Origin of the sequence: Pseudanabaena yagii GIHE-NHR1 (assembly GCF_012863495.1) — a bacterium.
Lineage (GTDB): Bacteria > Cyanobacteriota > Cyanobacteriia > Pseudanabaenales > Pseudanabaenaceae > Pseudanabaena > Pseudanabaena yagii.
On sequence record NZ_JAAVJL010000002.1, the window covers coordinates 296356 to 313819 of the forward strand.

At 40.2% G+C, this 17464-nt stretch carries 10 protein-coding genes and 1 pseudogene; 5 read left to right on the forward strand and 6 right to left on the reverse strand.

Annotated features, from left to right (window positions below; genetic code table 11):
• Window positions 1-22 precede the first annotated feature (22 nt).
• Both HC246_RS18270 and HC246_RS18275 read left to right on the forward strand, forming a co-directional pair.
• The gene (locus HC246_RS18270; protein WP_318655979.1) at window positions 23-295 is read left to right on the forward strand and encodes a hypothetical protein; all 273 of its coding nucleotides are present in this window, start codon (window positions 23-25) and stop codon (window positions 293-295) included.
• Window positions 270-1466 carry a restriction endonuclease subunit S gene (locus HC246_RS18275; RefSeq protein ID WP_169364882.1) on the forward strand — a complete coding sequence of 399 codons (1197 nt, stop codon included), beginning with the start codon at window positions 270-272 and terminating at the stop codon, window positions 1464-1466. The genes HC246_RS18270 and HC246_RS18275 overlap by 26 nt, the downstream gene beginning before the upstream one ends.
• A 21-nt stretch (window positions 1467-1487) precedes the next feature.
• On the opposite strand, the gene HC246_RS18280 is transcribed toward HC246_RS18275, so the two are convergent.
• The 5 genes and pseudogenes from HC246_RS18280 to HC246_RS18300 form a co-directional block, all read right to left on the reverse strand.
• On the reverse strand, window positions 1488-3254 hold the full coding sequence (locus HC246_RS18280; RefSeq protein WP_169364883.1) for a ShlB/FhaC/HecB family hemolysin secretion/activation protein: 1767 nt from the start codon (window positions 3252-3254) through the stop codon (window positions 1488-1490).
• 239 nt (window positions 3255-3493) lie between these two features.
• Window positions 3494-6172: a CHAT domain-containing protein gene (locus HC246_RS18285; protein WP_169364884.1), complete on the reverse strand. Its 2679-nt coding sequence runs from the start codon at window positions 6170-6172 to the stop codon at window positions 3494-3496.
• A gap of 258 nt (window positions 6173-6430) precedes the next feature.
• Window positions 6431-7195 carry a hypothetical protein gene (locus tag HC246_RS18290; RefSeq protein ID WP_169364885.1) on the reverse strand — a complete coding sequence of 255 codons (765 nt, stop codon included), beginning with the start codon at window positions 7193-7195 and terminating at the stop codon, window positions 6431-6433.
• Window positions 7196-7671: 476 nt separating this feature from the next.
• Window positions 7672-11469 (reverse strand): two-partner secretion domain-containing protein, encoded by a 3798-nt coding sequence (locus HC246_RS18295; protein WP_169364886.1) that lies wholly within the window; start codon window positions 11467-11469, stop codon window positions 7672-7674.
• Between the two features lie 281 nt (window positions 11470-11750).
• Window positions 11751-13032: pseudogene (locus HC246_RS18300) on the reverse strand (ISNCY family transposase).
• Between the two features lie 448 nt (window positions 13033-13480).
• Here HC246_RS18300 and HC246_RS18305 point away from each other — a divergent pair.
• The 3 genes from HC246_RS18305 to HC246_RS18315 all read left to right on the forward strand — a co-directional run bounded on the left by HC246_RS18305 (window position 13481) and on the right by HC246_RS18315 (window position 16311).
• Entirely contained in the window at window positions 13481-13807 is a 327-nt protein-coding gene (locus HC246_RS18305; protein ID WP_169364887.1) for an RNA recognition motif domain-containing protein, read from the forward strand.
• Between the two features lie 124 nt (window positions 13808-13931).
• Complete coding sequence (locus tag HC246_RS18310) at window positions 13932-15662, forward strand: helicase HerA domain-containing protein (protein WP_169364888.1); 1731 nt, start codon at window positions 13932-13934, stop codon at window positions 15660-15662.
• Between the two features lie 49 nt (window positions 15663-15711).
• Window positions 15712-16311, forward strand: coding sequence for a Uma2 family endonuclease (locus HC246_RS18315; RefSeq protein ID WP_169364889.1), 600 nt, complete (start codon window positions 15712-15714; stop codon window positions 16309-16311).
• Here HC246_RS18315 and HC246_RS18320 read toward each other — a convergent pair.
• On the reverse strand, window positions 16308-17447 hold the full coding sequence (locus HC246_RS18320) for an esterase-like activity of phytase family protein (protein WP_211167846.1): 1140 nt from the start codon (window positions 17445-17447) through the stop codon (window positions 16308-16310). The two genes, HC246_RS18315 and HC246_RS18320, sit on opposite strands and share 4 nt — an antisense overlap.
• Window positions 17448-17464 lie beyond the last annotated feature (17 nt).

Sequence of the window (17464 nt, forward strand, 5' to 3'; positions counted from 1 at the left end):
TTCATTTCATCCTTTGGTTGGTGTGGAGGATTTACCTCTGTTGCCCCAAGCTTTACGGGACGACATTGCAGATTTTCAGCTAACACTGTCAATCGATCCCTATAAAACAAATGAATTATCTAGCCATGATTTGCGGGGTGAGTTGAGGCATTATCGTGCCTTGGAGATTGACTATAACGGTGTTTGCTTTCGTTTGGTTTATCGGGTGTATGAGTCGCCTACGCCGAAACGGGTACAGGTGATTAGTTTTGCTGAGCATGATTTGGCTTATGAAAGGGCTAAAGAAAGATGCTGAGAATTTAAAAGGAGTTGATAATTTGAAAGAACTTAGAATTGCAGATATTGCAACTATCACAAATGGATATGCTTTTAAATCTGAACAATTTAACTCAGATGGAATAGGCTTGCCTATTATTCGGATCAGAGATGTGCAGGGTGGTACTTCAAAAACTTATTATCTAGGAGAATATTCAGATGAGTATTTAGTAAAAAATGGCGACATTTTAATTGGGATGGATGGAGAATTTAATATTAATACTTGGAAAAGTGGTAAAGCGCTTTTAAATCAGAGAGTCTGTAAAATAGCTGCTAAAGCTGAAATCGCAGATAATACTTTTCTCAGATATAGACTATCTCTTCTACTAAAACAAATTGAAGCTGATACTCCTTTTGTAACTGTCAAACATTTATCATCCAATGTTCTGCAAGAACAAAGAATTAATGTCCCACCGATCGCTGAACAAAAACGAATAGCTGCAATCTGTGCAAAAGCGGATAGATTGCGCCGCACTCGCCGTTATGCCCTTGAGCTTAGTGATACCTATTTGCGATCGGTCTTCCTAGAAATGTTTGGCGATCCACTGACTAATCCCAAAGGCTGGAAAACAGGAAAAATTGAAGAATTATGTATGCAAATAGTAGATTGCCCACATTCAACCCCAACTTATTCAGATGGAAAAACTCCTTATGCATGTGTAAGAAGTGCTGATATACAAAACGGCATTTTTGACTGGACTGAAACTAAATATGTTGACCTTAAAGAATACCAAGTAAGAATAGAAAGACTTATACCACAACCTCATGATGTAGTTTATTGTCGCGAGGGTGCGAGATTTGGCAATGCAGCAAGAATTCCGCCTAATCATTCAGTATGTTTAGGACAAAGAATGATGTTATTTAGAGTAAATGCAAAACTTGCAACTTCTGAATTTATTTGGTTTATTCTCAATTCTGACAGCGTTTATCAACAGGCAGTTAATTTGGTTGGGGGTACTGCTTCGCCTCATGTAAACGTACAAGATATAAAAGCTTTTAAAACTATTATTCCACCCCTTCTCCTACAAGAAAAATTTGCGGCGATCGTTCAAAAAAGCGACAGAATCCGCGCCCAACAACGAGAAGCCCTGCGGCAAGCAGAACACCTATTTCAGACCATCCTCCATCGCGCCTTTCGCGGCGAGTTGTAAAGTATAGATATAATCCTATATTTAGAAGAGATTATAGATAAGCGAAAAATATAAGCCGCTCTCTTGTAGTGTTTTGCGGCTATTTTGCACTGGGACAAGTGGAAATCCATAATCCAATCTCGTAGTTAGACGATTGCCAATAGTCCAGCGCAATCCCAAGCCTGAACCAACTAAGTAATTTTGCGATGGATTTGCTTCCCCTGAGCTAGTCCATGCTAGACCTGCGTCAATAAATGGAGTTAGTTGCAACAAACCTTCAATTTCAGGCACACGCACCACAGGTACTCTGAATTCTACGGATAGATTTGTGCCATTGTCACCAAAGAGAATATCTTGACGATAGCCACGCAAGCTATCTTGTCCTCCTAAGCCAATTTGTTCTAAAGGTAGTAATGCGCGATCGGCTAGTTGCAGATCGCCACGCAATAGTAATAGGGTGTCAGGAGCTAATAAATTCACATATTGAGCCTGACCTCGCCATGATAGAAATCTGCTGTCAGGTGATTGGCTATTGATTGTTGCACCTAATGCACCAATGCCTAGACTAACTTGTGATCGCATGGCAAAGACTGATTGGCTACTACGCTGTGTATATTCCTGAAAGAAACGTAGAGCGGTCAACTTCGTGACTCCATTGTTATCAGCACCTGCGGAGAGTGGAAATGGAATTTTCAAAATGCTGGATAAACTTTCGCGGTAGGAAGTTGTGACACCAAGACTAAATTCTTGATTGGGGGTTTGGAAAATCGGTTGGCGATAGGTTAGATCATATGCTGTGGAATTGGAATAGATATCAAGCACGTTAAAGGGTTGTTCAATGACGTTGCTATTACTATTGCTAAAGGAGAGAGAGACAGTACCGTTATAAGGATTGATTGGCAGAGTATAGTTTAAATCATAGGCATTGGAACCATCGGTATTGCTATATCCAACCGTAAGACTATCGCCTAAACCTGTTAAGTTGTTTTCGCTAAATTGCAATCTTCGGCGGAAAGTTCCCACACTAGGCGCACGGTTATTATCGAGACTTAATTGTAAATTTGATGATTTTGCTTCTGTTAGTTTAATGTCTAAAATGTTTTGACCAGGGCGATCGCCTGCTGCTAGCTCTGCGGATAAACTGGCAATAAGTGGATTAATTTGTAAAACCTGTAAGGCTTCAATTAGTCGATCGCGATTGAGTGGTTTGCCTGTCGCTATATTTAAACGCGATCGCACATAGTCTGGGCTAAGTCTTTCCTGTCCAGATATTCTTATTTCTTGAAGACTCCCTTCAACTATTTGGATTTTGACCACCCCTCCATTGAGATCCTGTGGTGGAATAAAAGCTCCTGAGGTAATGTAACCCTTATTAATATAAAAATCAGAAATTGCGGAACGAGCTTGTAAGAGTTCAGCAAAAGTAATTGGACGCTTAGTATAGGATTGAACAATTTGTGCTAATTCTTCATCGCTAAAAACTGTACTTCCCACCACATCAAATCGTTGTACAACGATCTTGCCAGCTACATTGATTTGATCCTTAGGATTGCTACTTGGTTGATTAGATGGCTTCAGCAAATCATTAGGAGATGGAAGCTGTTGTGGATTTTCAGGTAGAGATGGAGATTTTGATGGTGTGAAAATTTGGGGTTTATTAAGGAGCTGATTTGGAGAAATATTAGGAATTTGATTTTGGGCGATCGCCGATGATAAAAGCCAGCTATTGATACACAACAAACCAATTTGATATGCAATCAGCTTTAGAAAGCACAGGTAAAAGCTATTACGAGGAATTATGGTTTGCATTGTGATTAATGTGATCTTAGGGGCTTATTTTTTAGAGTGATTTGTACCATATCTATGACTGATTGGCTAAGTATTTCTTGAATTTTAAAAAAGCTTGCAAAGCAAGCTTTTTTAAAATTTATCTGTTTTTAAGAAAGTACAAAGTGTAATAAGTCGCTGGAAATAATTAAAGATCAGAGTAAAGAGCTGTGGCGCACGCGCAGCGTGCGCCACAGCTCTTTGGGTTTTGCATCTTATTTTTATAACCAATTGCCGAGTAATACAAAAGGTGCCCAAAAATAGGGATGAGTATGTTTGTTGTCTTTCAATAGGCTCAGTTGGGCTTCTCTTAAAGACTCAGACTTGGTTGTCTGAGCAGTAGATAGGCTTTTATAAAGGGAAATCATAAATAGAGAAGTTGCTTCATCATCGACTGACCATAGAGAAGCGATCGTGCTTCTTGCGCCTGCCCTAACTGCCATGCCTGCCATACCCAAAGCGGCTCTTTTATCGCCAACGGCAGTTTGGCAGGCACTCAGGATTAACAGTTCTACAGGTTCTGTATTAAAGCGATTTTTAGCTAGTAGTAATTGAGTTAAGGTCTCAATATTGAGTTTGCCGTCATAGGTAAGTAAGAAAGTATTTTCCGCTTGTGAGCTAAAATTCCCATGGGTTGCTAAATGGATGATAGGCGCGGGATATTCCACTAGAGCCTTTTCCAGATTTTTCTTGGTAAAGTTGGCATCAATTAAAACAGTACTAGAGGGAATTTGATTTTTGACTTCTTGAAGCTCTTTATTCACACTCGGTAACGCAGAAAAACCTTGCTTAGCTTCGGTGAGTCCGCCCGTCAGGGCTGCAATTTTTTGTCTAGCGATCGGTTTTGGGTCAACTAGCTGTAGCCCTGGAGTCAAAGCAATACTATATTTCTCAACTAGAAACTGTTTCCCATCATTGAGTACTGCCATTGGCACATTTCGTAATGAACCATCCAGAACAAATACAATAGTTTTAACTTGAGATTGTTCTAGTGCTTTTTCAGTTGGTCGAATCAACAAATCATATAGCATTTGAGCATGTTCTAGATAATCCTGCGATGAGGTATCCCGCAGGTCATTCCTTAGGTTAGTAACGATGCTGTCTATCTTTTGAGGAGTGATGACAGTAGCATAGTGACTAAGTGGTTGCTGCGGTAAGCTAATAATTACTTCCAGCCGATCTTCTAGCAAAATTGGGTAGATAACCGCAGCAGTACGATCAAGTTGATTGATATCAACCTGAGCCGCGTTTAGGCAATCGGAACGAAAAAAGTTAACTAACTCAGCTAGTTGCAGAGATTCGATCGCAGCCTGTGCCTTGATCAGATTTTTCTGCTTATCATCATTAGTTTGTTGATTCGCGTCATCAGGTTGTAATAGCAGGCTAACAAGCTGTCGATAAACTGGCTCTACACTCTCGCGAAAAGAAAATTGCACATTGGAATTGATAAATGCCAAATCACTGCGTAATTGCCTTAAGTTTCTAATTGCTTCGGTGTAAGAAGCGATCGCAGATTTACGATCGCCTTTTGCTTTGAGTAGCCGCCCCAGTTGCCATTGCCAACGATAACTAATATCTGGAGCATTAATGCTTTGAGCAATAGCGATCGCCTGTTGCGTGAGATCGATTGCATCAGTTAATTGCTGAGACTGCTCATAAACATTGCCCAAACTACCTAGGGAGTAAGCAAGTAAGGACTGAGAATTAATGGATTGAGCTTGTTTGACAGCTTCGGCAAGAACTTGGGCAGCATCGTTCCGTAGAGCCAACTGATCTGTTGGAGTGGCTAATTTCGTCAATTTTAGAATGCTTTCTGCATAATTAATTCGTGCCCTAATTCCACTATAACTAGCTGGCAAATTCGCAACTATAGGATTAATTTGAGAACGTAATTCTAAAGCAGATTCGAGTTTAGAGGATTCTATTTGTAGACTAAGGAGATTGAGTTTACCTTGTAATTTCGTGGTTGGCTGTATAGCAACTTCAATGGAACGATTGTAAAAATCAATTGCTGATGAGGCGTTATCGTCAGCCCTGTCCAAATTACCAAGGTTGATTAAAACAATACTTTCCTGCTCACTACGCTCAATGTCGGCAGTATTAGGAAGACGCTGGAGTATCTGTAAACTTTGTTCTAGTGTTTGCCTAGCCAGACTATTACTACCAGTCATGGATAGCATTTCCCCATAATGACTGAGTGAGATCGCCTTCAGTAATGAGTCGGGCTGTGTTTGTAAAGTTGGTAATAAATCCTCAAGCATCTGAAGCGATCGCCGATAAAATCCTTGGATCTTCAGAGCTTGTTCTTGATTCAGTGTATTCCGAATTTGATTGGCAACATCACCAAATTTGATATGTAAAATTGCGGCTTCTCGCCAAACATCTATTGCATTTTCAGGGTTGCCCACTGCTAGCCAAAAACTACCCTTAGCATCTAAGGCTCTAGCAATCTCTTTCTGACTTGCTTCCGTTTGTGGGGTAATAGATTGAGCAACTTGTAAGGCACGATTTACAGAGCTTTCAGCCAACTGCCATTGACCTAGCCCTTGATATGCCAAGGACAAGCTACTCAAAGTTGTCGCTAAAGCTAGATCATCATTTTTTTGCTGGTAGAATTGCACAGCCTGTTCCCAAACTTGGATAGCTTCGCGAAATTTACCAGTGGTATAGAGCGCTTTACCACGATCAAATAAATTTGTATTAGCAATATTGCCACTTGCATTAGTGCTAATAGGCTTTTGAGGTGGATTTAGGGAATTTGCGATCGCTGGTTGTAGACATAAAGCGATCGTAAATATAAAGAAAAGAATTATGCTTTTAGAGGGCTGGATACGATTTTTTTGAGTTGTTGCGAATATTTTTACTATTGACTTGAAACATATTCTTATCTGCTGTTCCAAGTTTTTGCTAACTATTTTTCTATATCTTGTAATGAGTAAATAATTTAACAGTTTGAATAAATTAATGATTTTAATTTTCATAAGAGTCTAGATATCCTGACATAAAGGCAATTCATTGTATAAATCACCCGTACATTAGTATAAGCTTCCTAAGAAAGCAATAAAGTCATCAGAAAATTTATCAACTACTATCCCATAACAAAAGCAAGAGAGTCAGCGCTTTGCTGACTCTCTTGCTTTTGTTATTCAATTCTTATTCTAGGCTTCAGTTGATTCTGGTGAAGCTAATTTCTTCTTTCTCTTCAGAGAAGCTGTTAACAATCCTCCAGCCACAACAATACCGAAAACTGCCCCTGGAACAGGTACTGCTCTGAATGATGTCATCCGCATCAATTTAGTATCACTTGCTTTTGCACTACATGTTGCTAATACAAAAGTCTCAACACCTGTAGGTACACAACCTGGAGGATCAAAGATATTGAAGTCTCCACCATAGTTTGCTGGATTTTTGTAAGAAGTTGAATAAGCAGTCCCTGGAGGAGTTGAAACAATAGTACCCCAAGGCAATCCCTGTGTACTTTGACCAATTAACTCCTTAGAGAAGTCCAAATTTGCACCATTGGTATTCCAAATTACGCCACCATTAGGATAATCAGCTAATGTGTAAGTCCCATCACCTAATCCTGAGCCAGTAACAGTAAGGGTTAATGACTTAATTAAAGAAGTGATTGGGGATTTAGCATTGAAAGCTGGATCAGTTGGATTGTTAATGGAAATGTTAGGAACAGAAAAGCTAGATGGCTTATTGCCTGGATTTGGCAATGCGGCTGAGTCAATAATAAATTCTCCTTCCGCAGAAGCAGTATTAAAAAAGTAACTACCACTCCAAGTAATCTTAAAAGTTATATCAGCGGCTTGGGCTGTTGATGGCATAGTCACTACAGTACTCAGCGTAGAAACACCTAAAAGCCCAATTCCATAAGTCAAACCTGACAAATAATTAGCTAACTGTTTCATTCCCATTGCCTCAATTCCTCATTATTTAATAACTAGCGATTATCAAAATTAAAAGACAAGAATCAAGAGAGGAATTACAAGAAGTAACTAAAACTATTTAGATGATTTAGAACTTTGTGATTCGATTCTATGTCTAAAGTTTTTGAGATTAACTATAAACTTAAGCATCAATTCTATTGAGTAGGATTCTCTGTGAAAACATGAATTTATACAATCCTCACAAGTTATCTAAAAGATAGATAAAAGTTAGTAGTAGGTTATGTTAAAGGTTATTTTAATGGTTATAAAAAAGTTACATAAAAGTTAGTTTTTATCTGTTTAGACTGCTTGTAAATTGTATTTTAGGACAGTCTGAAAAGAAATATTTTTGCGATTTAGATATAGCATTTCCCAGTCTCTAGTGAAGTACGGTTTATTTACCCGTCTTTGACGGGTAAATAAACCTCTGTAACTTGCTTGATTGAAAAACGCTGTTTTTCCAACTAATATCCCGCAATACATTTAGGCTGATTCGACCAAATCCAGTTAGGACTTAATGATGGCAATTCTGATATCAAAGAAACTTTGCCTGATTGATCAACGACCCATCCCTGTATTTCAACAATCCGATCAGGATAACTTTGTGTTGATGAAGTAAGTTGAGAATTTTGAATAACTGGAGAACTTTGTGCAGTTTCATTATTGCTAATTACTGAGCCAACGTTAGCTAAAATTTGCGTGGTTCTATAAACTGCATCTGATGGGCTAGGTGGCAAGCCACCACGACCTGTTATAAAAAATTTGCTATCTGCGTTATCAGCAACACAACGTTGTGCTAGTAACTTACTAGAGTCGGTGACATCTACAGGCAATTTACCAAGTCCTTTGCTAGGATCAACCCCTGGTGTATTGATCGTAACAGTACCATTTACCCCAAACTGTGAGCTTGCAGTAATATCACTCAAAGGAGTGAGTTGAGGACGATATTCTATTCCAAATATTCCTTGAGTTGTAATTTGAATATTTCCGCCTCTCCCTTTAAAGGCATTAGCAATAATGTCATTATTCTCTGTGGCAAAAGCTAGAATAAAACTTGCGTTGAGATTGATATTGCCACCATCACCATTATTGCCAGCCGTAGCACTGACAAGACTAGAGTTTCTGAGCCAGAATAGATCGCGAACTCGTAGAGTAATATTGCCTCCTCTTCCATTAGCAGTTTCTGCAATAATGGAACTATTGCTAAGGGATAACTGTCCTGCTGTCAAATCAATTACGCCACCATCACCAAACCCTAAACTACTGACTGAAATTCTCGATCCATTAGTCAAAGTTACGACTTCAGGATCGATCAAAATTGAACCACTTTTGCCCTGCGTATTGACATCTGTTGATGCAGATATCCTTGCGCCATTACTAAGCGATATACTTTTGGAAACGATGACATTAATATTTCCGCCATTACTGTCTTTATCCGCACCAGCTTTAACAGAGCCAAAGATGCCACTAGCACTATTTTTTCCTAAAAAAGTTCCACTACCATCGATCTTTAATGTGTCAGAAGTAATGGTAATTATCCCTCCATTACCTTTTCCCGCTGTTGCTGAACTAAGCTGTGCTCCATTAGTAATCGATATATCTCTAGCTGTAATGTCTAGAATGCCAGCATTACCAATTGCATTTGTGTTGACAGATGAAGAAACAAAACTGCTATCGAAGCTAGCTTGATTGGTGGTGATCTTAATATCACCAGCATTTCCTGCATAAATGGGACTAGAGGTGCTTGAGTTGATTGTAGATTCTTTGGTAAGAGAAAGTATTTTGCTATTGATAACAATATTGCCGCCTTTGCTAATTTTAAGAGAACCCCAATCTAATGTTGTACTAATTTGTGCCTTATTATTCAAAGAGAGACTATCGGTATCGATGAAGATTCTACTACCGCTACCTGTTGCAAATTTAAGAATTTGGCTATTGATTGAACTAGACTTATTACTATCAAAGGCGCTAACACCATCAATGCTAACAAGTTTTGCAAAAATCTTAATCTCTCCAGCATTACCGATCCCTTCGGTATTCGCTGTGATTTGAGCACCATTTGTAATAGACAGAGAATTTGCTGCTTTGGTGGAATCTGCACCATTAATAGTGATATTTCCACTATTGCCTTTAGCTGTAGATGTAAGTACTTGACTCCGAATTTCTGTTGTAGAACTACTTAATGAGCCATTTAAACTAATATCACCTGATATGTTCAGAGTAATATTACCTGCATTGGCATTGCCTTTAGTACTGGTAACAATTTGAGAAGCAAATGTGCTGGAGTTAGTCAAATTAAGTGAACTAGCTTTGATGTTAATATCTCCACTATTTCCACTACTTGTCGAAGATTGACTAGCGCTAGACATTTGTAAACCTTGTGCAGAAATAGCCCCATTGCTAAGAAGACTTATTTGACCTCCCAAATTAGTTCCATCTGCTTTAATTTGCACATTTTGACCCAAATTTATTTGGTTATTTGCAATCAGTGTAATTTTCCCAGCATTTGTGTTAATCCCTGTAGGTGAAGATGATGTCAGAATAGCTGTCTTATCTGCCATTATGATGTTACCGCGTGCATCAATAAATACAGAGCCTGCATTGCCTGTGATTGCCGCTAGACCTGTAGGTACTAAGCTGATACCAGCTATTGGAAGCAGAGATGAACCTAAACCTGTAATCTCAATATCACTGTTTCCTGTAAGAGTATTGTTTGGCTTGTAGTTGTTGGTTAATAGCACTAACCCATCAGGTGTTTGAATATTAATTTTCCCAATTTTAATTCCACTTTCAGTTGGCGATAATAATGATGTATTGGGAATAGCCGCTAATGCTGTTATAGCGCTATTAATAAAGCAACTAGCAGATCCCCCAGTACATCTATTTCTTGCTGTATTGAATGTAAATGCTACAGGAGATGCAGCGGGAGAACTCTTTAATTGATTAGAAAAGTTAGTAAATAAGTTTGAGTCTGTCCCAATCGTAACTACTGGAGACTGATTTGGAGTTACACCTGCGGTTCCAATATCTGCTGGATTAACTCCTGCTCTAATGTCGAGGGTTGGCTGTAAACTACCATTAATATCTACAGAATTACTATTAGATAGAATTACTCTGTCATTATTGATTGAGTTGTTAGTAGTATCAGCACCAGAAATTTGGACTACCTCTATTGTAACTTTACCTCCTGCAATGATATGTAGCGATCTTCCTACATAAGTCGCAAAAGTTACATCACCTAAAGAGCGAATTATGGGATCAATCGGGCTTTCGATATTGCCGATAGAACCATCTAATTTTTCAACACGGAAGTTGCCATTGGCGTAGTAATGGGCATCACCGATGATGGTATTAGCGGAACGAAATACCATGTCTTGACCTGAGAACAAACCACTATTGGGATTGTTTAAGATAAAAAGATCAACTAAGCGATCGCCTTGGACTGTAAGTTTCTCTCCAGCCGATGCGATGAATGGGCGATCAATGCTATCTCTAGCGATCAATGAGTCTTTGGCGAGTAGGTTCAAGTTGCCGACTGTAGCAATTTGACTGCTATTTAAGGTCAGATTGCGATTAGCACTAAAGGTAGCAGTATTAGCGATCGCATCTTTAACCTCTACATCTCCAGTAACAGACTCGACAAGCAAATTACCCTGTGCAAAGAGAGTTCCATTACTAACAACATTGCCTGATGATAGAGTTAAATCTTTATTAGAATTTAGATTGCCATCATTGATAATCATTGCACTATGATTCTTCCCATATTGCAACCCCAGAGGTGTAGTAACCATTAGCAATGGAGGTGCTTGGGGATTAGTAGCACTAAATTCTGTGCCATCAGGAAACTTGAAGCTATTAGCTGTACTTGCTGTAAAGGAACCGCCAATTTGTAACTGGGCATTTTTACCGAAAATAATGCCATTGGGATTGATTAAAAATAAATTTGCCTGTCCATTAGCTTTAATTAATCCATCAATATTGGAAATGGAGTTACCTGTAACGCGGCTAATAATATTGCTAATGTCGTTACTGTTGTTGAAATAGGCAGTACTGCCTGTCGGAACGGAAAATTGCTGAAAACTATGAAATTGGTTGCCACCAATCTGTGTGCCGCCTGTAATCGTGAAGGTTGTGCCTTGGGTATTGACGACTGTATTAATAGGTAATGTCTTATCGCCAGTTATCTGTGCTTGCATAGGCGCAACGGAAAGCCAGCCACAGGCGATCGCAACAGCGCTAAATCCGATGAAGTCTTTTTTCATAACGATTTTGAGACTATTTACTAGCGAGCCGTACTACATCAATGCGCGATAGCTTATAGCCTAATATAAGCATCGATTCTAAATCTTTAAATAATAATTCAAAAAAGAAGAATTAAAAGAGTATTTCTTCGGCAATTATGCCTATAAATTTTTAGTGATAATCTGGCAATGCAAGTTTTAAGGTCAAGAAGTGGTAGTGCGGGGCTTCGTCTTGCATTACCACTTCTTGACCAAGAAAAGAGTAACAAAAAGTAAATGCCAGCAATTCTCATTATGAAAAATTAACTACTGTTGGGAGGGAGATCTAACTCCAAACCTTGAATCATAAAAGTCAAAAGATGATCCCAACTATCAAAAACAAGATATCGAGTCAAGGCGCGTAAATCGTTAAAAAAGGTTTTGCGGGTTGGCAAATGAGAGCGCAATAACTGGTACTTGTCATCGACCAATTCCAATAACGTGTGAAATAGTAGGGACAAAATATTGAGGGTGGCTAGGAATGAAGCAAGATGCTCCTTGCCATGTCCAAAGTTGTGTTCTAGGTTGTAGCCCTTAGTTTTGAGAGTATTGTTATTCTCATTTTCCACTTTCCAACGAGTACGACCAGCCAGCACGATTTCCACCACTGTTTGCTCAGTAATCAGGTGATTGGTGGCAAAAGAGTTTTTGTAAACTACCTTGCCATCAGGTCTAGTCACAGTTAGTTCACACCAGTTAACCAGCAAAGCATCGTCACCATCTTTGATAGGTAGCCCATTGACATATTGGTAGGTATAGGTCTCTTGAACTTTCCCTGTCCACTTATTGACAACCACCGTTGGCAAAGCAATCCCTTCTATATGCTCATAGATAGTGGGGTGAGATTCGGGGCGGCAGACTAAGATGAAGTTGAACTGTTGCTCTAATAGCATTTGGCAGAGGGGTTGGCGAGAATAAAGGTCATCACCCAAAACAGTTACCTTGAATGCACTGTACTTACTGCCATGTTTGTAACAACCATCTTTTGGCGGCTGTATTCTCACAGTCTTGCTTGTCATTTCCATCCTGCGGCACAATAAATTCTGGTACTAGGGGAATCACTTGCGATTGATGTGGACTGACGATAACTGGCGTAACTACGCTATGAAAATAATGAATTTCTCCTGATTTCATTTTCCTACTCGAACAATGGTGACAGTGTATTTGTTTTGAACTAAAGTACTCTGTCCCATCTAGCGCCATTAATAGATTGTTGGCGAATCCTCGAAATCTTTGCAGTTTCCCCTTTTGCTCTATCGTCTCCAAGATTGTCTCGAACACTGGAAACATTTCTTTAGGTTGCACTGGGTCTAGCAAGTCTCGGATATGGTTATCCGTTGGTATTTTATGCACCCCAAATAAACTTTGGGCGTTGCTTCGCCCTTTTGTCTGCTCCATTGTCCGCTGGTAAGACAAGAATGATGGACTTTGAGTGAAAAATACACTGAATGCACTCATGGCTGCATCTTCCATGCCATAGCGACTATTTTTGCCTGTCCGCTTGTCTGGCAATGATTCTAGTTGTTGTCGGAAAATTTCTACAATTCTGTCGAATGAGCCTTGTGCTTTCAAAGCTCTTCCCCTAAATCAATCATCATGTTATTTACAATATCCCTATATCAACGGTTTGACTAGCCTTCGTTCATAATGAGAATTGCTGAGTAAATGCGTATATTCTCAGTGAAGGTTAGAGATAGCCTGTAAAGTACTGATGAGCTATACACAGCAATTTCTGTAAATTTAGGCAACAAATCCTTAAGTCGAAGAGGCAAACCATTGTGGTTATCAGGATAAGGTGCTGAAAAAAGAAATAAAATGTAACAATATCCCCAAACTTAATCCATATGGGTTAGACTAATTTCCGTAAGGTAAAAGTATTCATCGGTTGTAGCAATTGTTTTCTGTACTGGCAGTTTTTTTCTGTTTCATCGTGACAAGCTTCTCTCCGACATCTCTAACTCTACATACTCATTGAATTCTTGGAGAAAGCATAATGTCTATTTACGTTGGTAACTTATCCTATGAAGTTACTCAAGACCATTTAAAGCCAGTGTTTGAAGACTACGGCAAGGTCACTCGTGTTCATTTCCCTACTGATCGTGAAACTGGTCGCGCTCGCGGCTTTGCTTTCGTTGAAATGAGCCAAGACACCGAAGAAGATGCTGCAATCACAGCATTGGACGGTGCTGAGTGGATGGGTCGCGTCCTCAAAGTTAATAAGGCTAAACCTCGCGAGAATAATGACTCGTTTGGCGGTGGTAACAGAGGCGGCGGCGGCGGTCGTGGCGGCTACGGTAAGTCTAGCGGCGGTCGTTACTAAATCTAAAAAATAAGTACTGCCGAAAATCAGCAATATTTATTTCTTTAAAATAGAGGCAAAAGCTTAGCTTTTGCCTCTATTTTGCTATGCTATGCAAAAGTATGACGCTTAACGTAGGTTTAGCATGGATTTGCAACCATTAGGCATTGTTGTTCAGGGTTCCTTAAGCGACGGTTTGGAAGTAAGACTGAATGGTGAAATTTCAGTCGAAGATATGCGTGTCGGTAAGTTTTTGGTAGTACATGGTCGGCATACGCGCTTTTTCTGCATTCTCACCGATGTCACCCTTGGTACTGCTAGTCCGCGCATTCTCATGAATCCGCCTGATCCTGAGAACACTTTCTTAACTGAGATTTTGGCAGGAACAGGAACCTTTGGCACAATTAACTTAACGCCAATGTTAATGTTTGTACCGTCTAATCCTTTTGATCTGCTAACGCAAAGGGCAAGTAGCGATCGCGTTAAAAAGACAAAGCGCAAAAAATCACCAGTTTATGAAACTGTAGAAGAAATCAGTGATTTTCAACTCCTGCCAGTAAAAACAATCCCCAGCCATTTCTCGCAAGTATTTGATGCCACGGAGCGCGATTTTCGGATTGTGTTTGGATGGGAGGATGATCCACATAAGAGAAATTTTGCGATCGGGCAACCCATTGATATGCCTGTACCGATTTGTCTCGATCTCGATCGCTTTGTGGAGCGTAGTAACGGCGTATTTGGAAAATCTGGTACTGGTAAATCATTCTTAACCCGTCTATTGCTATCAGGCATCATTCGTAAGCAAGCCGCAGTGAATCTGATTTTTGATATGCACTCGGAATATGGCTGGGAAGCAGCGACTGAAGGTAAAAGATTTAGTACGGTTAAGGGTTTACGACAGCTATTTCCCGCACAGGTACAGATTTATACGCTCGATCCTGACTCGACAAGGCGGCGCGGGGTGCGTGATGCTCAGGAGCTTTACATTAGCTATGACCAAATTGATGTGGAAGACTTGATGCTAATTCGCGATGAGTTAAATCTGTCGGAAGCGAGTTTAGAGAATGCGATTATTTTACGGAATGAGTTTGGTAAGACTTGGATTTCGCGACTATTAGCGATGACTAATTCGGAAATTCAAGAATTTTGTGAGCAGAAAATGGGGAGTAAGTCCTCAATCATGGCGTTACAGAGGAAACTCACTCGCCTTGACGATCTTAAGTATTTACGTCAGACTTGCCCCGAAAATTATATTAAGCGGATTCTCGATGCGATCGCTGCGGGTAAACATATCGTGATCGAGTTCGGTTCGCAATCTAATCTGCTCTCTTATATGTTGGCGACAAATATCATTACGCGACGGATTCATCATTCCTATGTGCAGCAAGCTGAGAAGTTTTTGCAGACGAAAAATATTAGCGATCGCCCACAACAGCTAACCATCACCATCGAAGAAGCCCATCGCTTTCTAGCTCCGAATACAGCTAGACAAACAATTTTTGGGACGATCGCCCGTGAGATGCGGAAATATTTTGTAACTTTGCTCATCGTCGATCAGCGTCCTTCAGGAATTGATAACGAAGTAATGTCGCAGATTGGAACCAGAATTACGGCTTTGCTCAATGATGAGAAAGATATTGATGCAATTTTTACGGGTGTAGCTGGTAGTGGTAATTTGCGAACAATTTTGTCAAAATTAGATTCCAAGCAACAAGCGTTAGTATTAGGTCATGCCGTACCAATGCCTGTTGTCGTCCAAACTCGCCCCTATGATGAGACTTTCTATCGCGAGATCGGCGAAGTGCCTTGGGAAGAAATCTCGACTCCAGAAATTTTGCGAGTTGCCGAAGCAGCTAAAGCAGATTTAGGGTTTTAATAGAAGCATAGCGATGCTATTTCTTCACATTCAACAAGGAGATTAAAAAATGACTAGTGTTGTGATAGAAAAGTCTCAAGAACAAGCTATTCATGGCTCAGAAATATTGCAAACCCTGACCCTAGAGCAATTTTTGAATTTACCAGAAACCGATGAAAGTTATGAACTAGTTGATGGAGAGGCAATTAAGAAAGTGTCACCAAAGTTTTTTCATTCTTCTTTGACAACGGTATTTTGGGTTGATCTTTCAGCGTGGAGTGATGGAATTGGGCGCGTAAGAGTGGAATGGTCAGTAGTTTTGAAACGACGTGGTCAAGACTGGGTTCCTGTACCTGATTTACTCTATGTTTCCTACGATCGCCTTGCCTCAGATTGGCGTGAGGATGCGCCATGTCCAGTCTTGCCTGAGTTGGTGATCGAGATTGTCTCGCCTGATCAGACATTTAATCAATTAGCACAGAAAGCAACCGATTATTTAAGTGCAGGTGTGGATCGGGTGTGGGTAGTTTACCCACCCATGCGAAGTATCACCGTGTTTTTTGGCGATCGCCCACCTGAGACTTATCGAGGCGATCGCCTATTAACGGATGAGTTGTTTCCTAATTTAGCAGTCACATCGGAGCAGTTCTTTGTCAAAGCAGGTATTTAGCGGACGATACTGGAATTACGATTAAGTCGAAATACTAGAAATTGAGTGAATTGGTGATCGCTAAAATTATCATCACTTACCAGAATAAGACTTTGTGAACCATCGGCTAAACGGGGACCGATCGCCATTCCTTCTAAATTGTCTAATTTAATGCCAAGGGTTGCCAAATCTAGAACTAGACTTTTACGAATCGATCGCACGTTGGGACTAGAGCGAAAGCTTTTAATTGATGAGGTGTCATCAGCACTGCCCGTAGCAATTTGCCAGATTTTCGCACTCAGTCCTGCTGTGCCATTAGAGCGCTCAAGGGTGAGGAAATGTCCACCGCGATCGAGTGCGACCAGATCATTTACGCCGATTTGGGTAACAGGTGGAGTCATCGCTTCGACAGGATAACGATGCTCGGCAACAATTAGCGGTGCAATATTGCCAACTAGATAATGCAAAAATCGACTTTCCGATGGTTGGCTTGCATCGGATTGAGTATCCTGAGCTAGAGCATTTTCGGTAATTGTAAAAACGCGATAGGGATCGCCGATTGAGTCGCGAATTACTGTGAGGGATTCAAAGCCAAGATTATCTCTTACTCCCTGTGGCTCCGATTTAGAAATCTGATTTTGGTTGGAATTTGATTCCTTTTTTGGCTCGAACAAATAGCGCTGCGGAATTGGTAAACTGCGTAGCCATTTCCCTGTCAAGAGATCGAACTCATCAATAAATGGCGGAATGCCTTTGCTAGTTACACCTTCACTGGAAATTAACACCGTGCGATCGCCTGTTAAGGCAATTCCTTCAGGATCAACTTCGCCCTTGGGATAGGTATTGCCTGTTTTATCTTTGAGCAAGTCCACACCGATTACTTCCACATTTTCCAGATTAGGATGCTCTGGTTCAGAACTGAATTTCAACTTGAGAGCATAAAATCTTGCGGGAGCAAATTCACTGCGATCGTCAGAAATAGCGTAGAAAGTATTTTCAAAGCGATCATAAGTGAGTCCTGATAGCCCACCGACGGGAGTATTCTCAAACTTTTGTTTTGGTAATTTATACTCATTAATGAAGTCTAGCGATACATTCAGAAAGGTGCGATCGCTTGCTGCTATAGCTGGTAAATGAGCAATGCTAAAGACTGTCAAAAATATGAGGCAGCAGC

Coding starts and splice junctions, on each gene's coding strand:
- HC246_RS18310 (WP_169364888.1), top strand. CDS start 13,932: ATGGATTTGCAACCATTAGGCATTGTTGTTCAGGGTTCCTTAAGCGAC.
- HC246_RS18315 (WP_169364889.1), top strand. CDS start 15,712: ATGACTAGTGTTGTGATAGAAAAGTCTCAAGAACAAGCTATTCATGGC.
- HC246_RS18280 (WP_169364883.1), bottom strand. CDS start 3,254: ATGCAAACCATAATTCCTCGTAATAGCTTTTACCTGTGCTTTCTAAAG.
- HC246_RS18295 (WP_169364886.1), bottom strand. CDS start 11,469: ATGAAAAAAGACTTCATCGGATTTAGCGCTGTTGCGATCGCCTGTGGC.
- HC246_RS18275 (WP_169364882.1), top strand. CDS start 270: ATGAAAGGGCTAAAGAAAGATGCTGAGAATTTAAAAGGAGTTGATAAT.
- HC246_RS18305 (WP_169364887.1), top strand. CDS start 13,481: ATGTCTATTTACGTTGGTAACTTATCCTATGAAGTTACTCAAGACCAT.
- HC246_RS18290 (WP_169364885.1), bottom strand. CDS start 7,195: ATGGGAATGAAACAGTTAGCTAATTATTTGTCAGGTTTGACTTATGGA.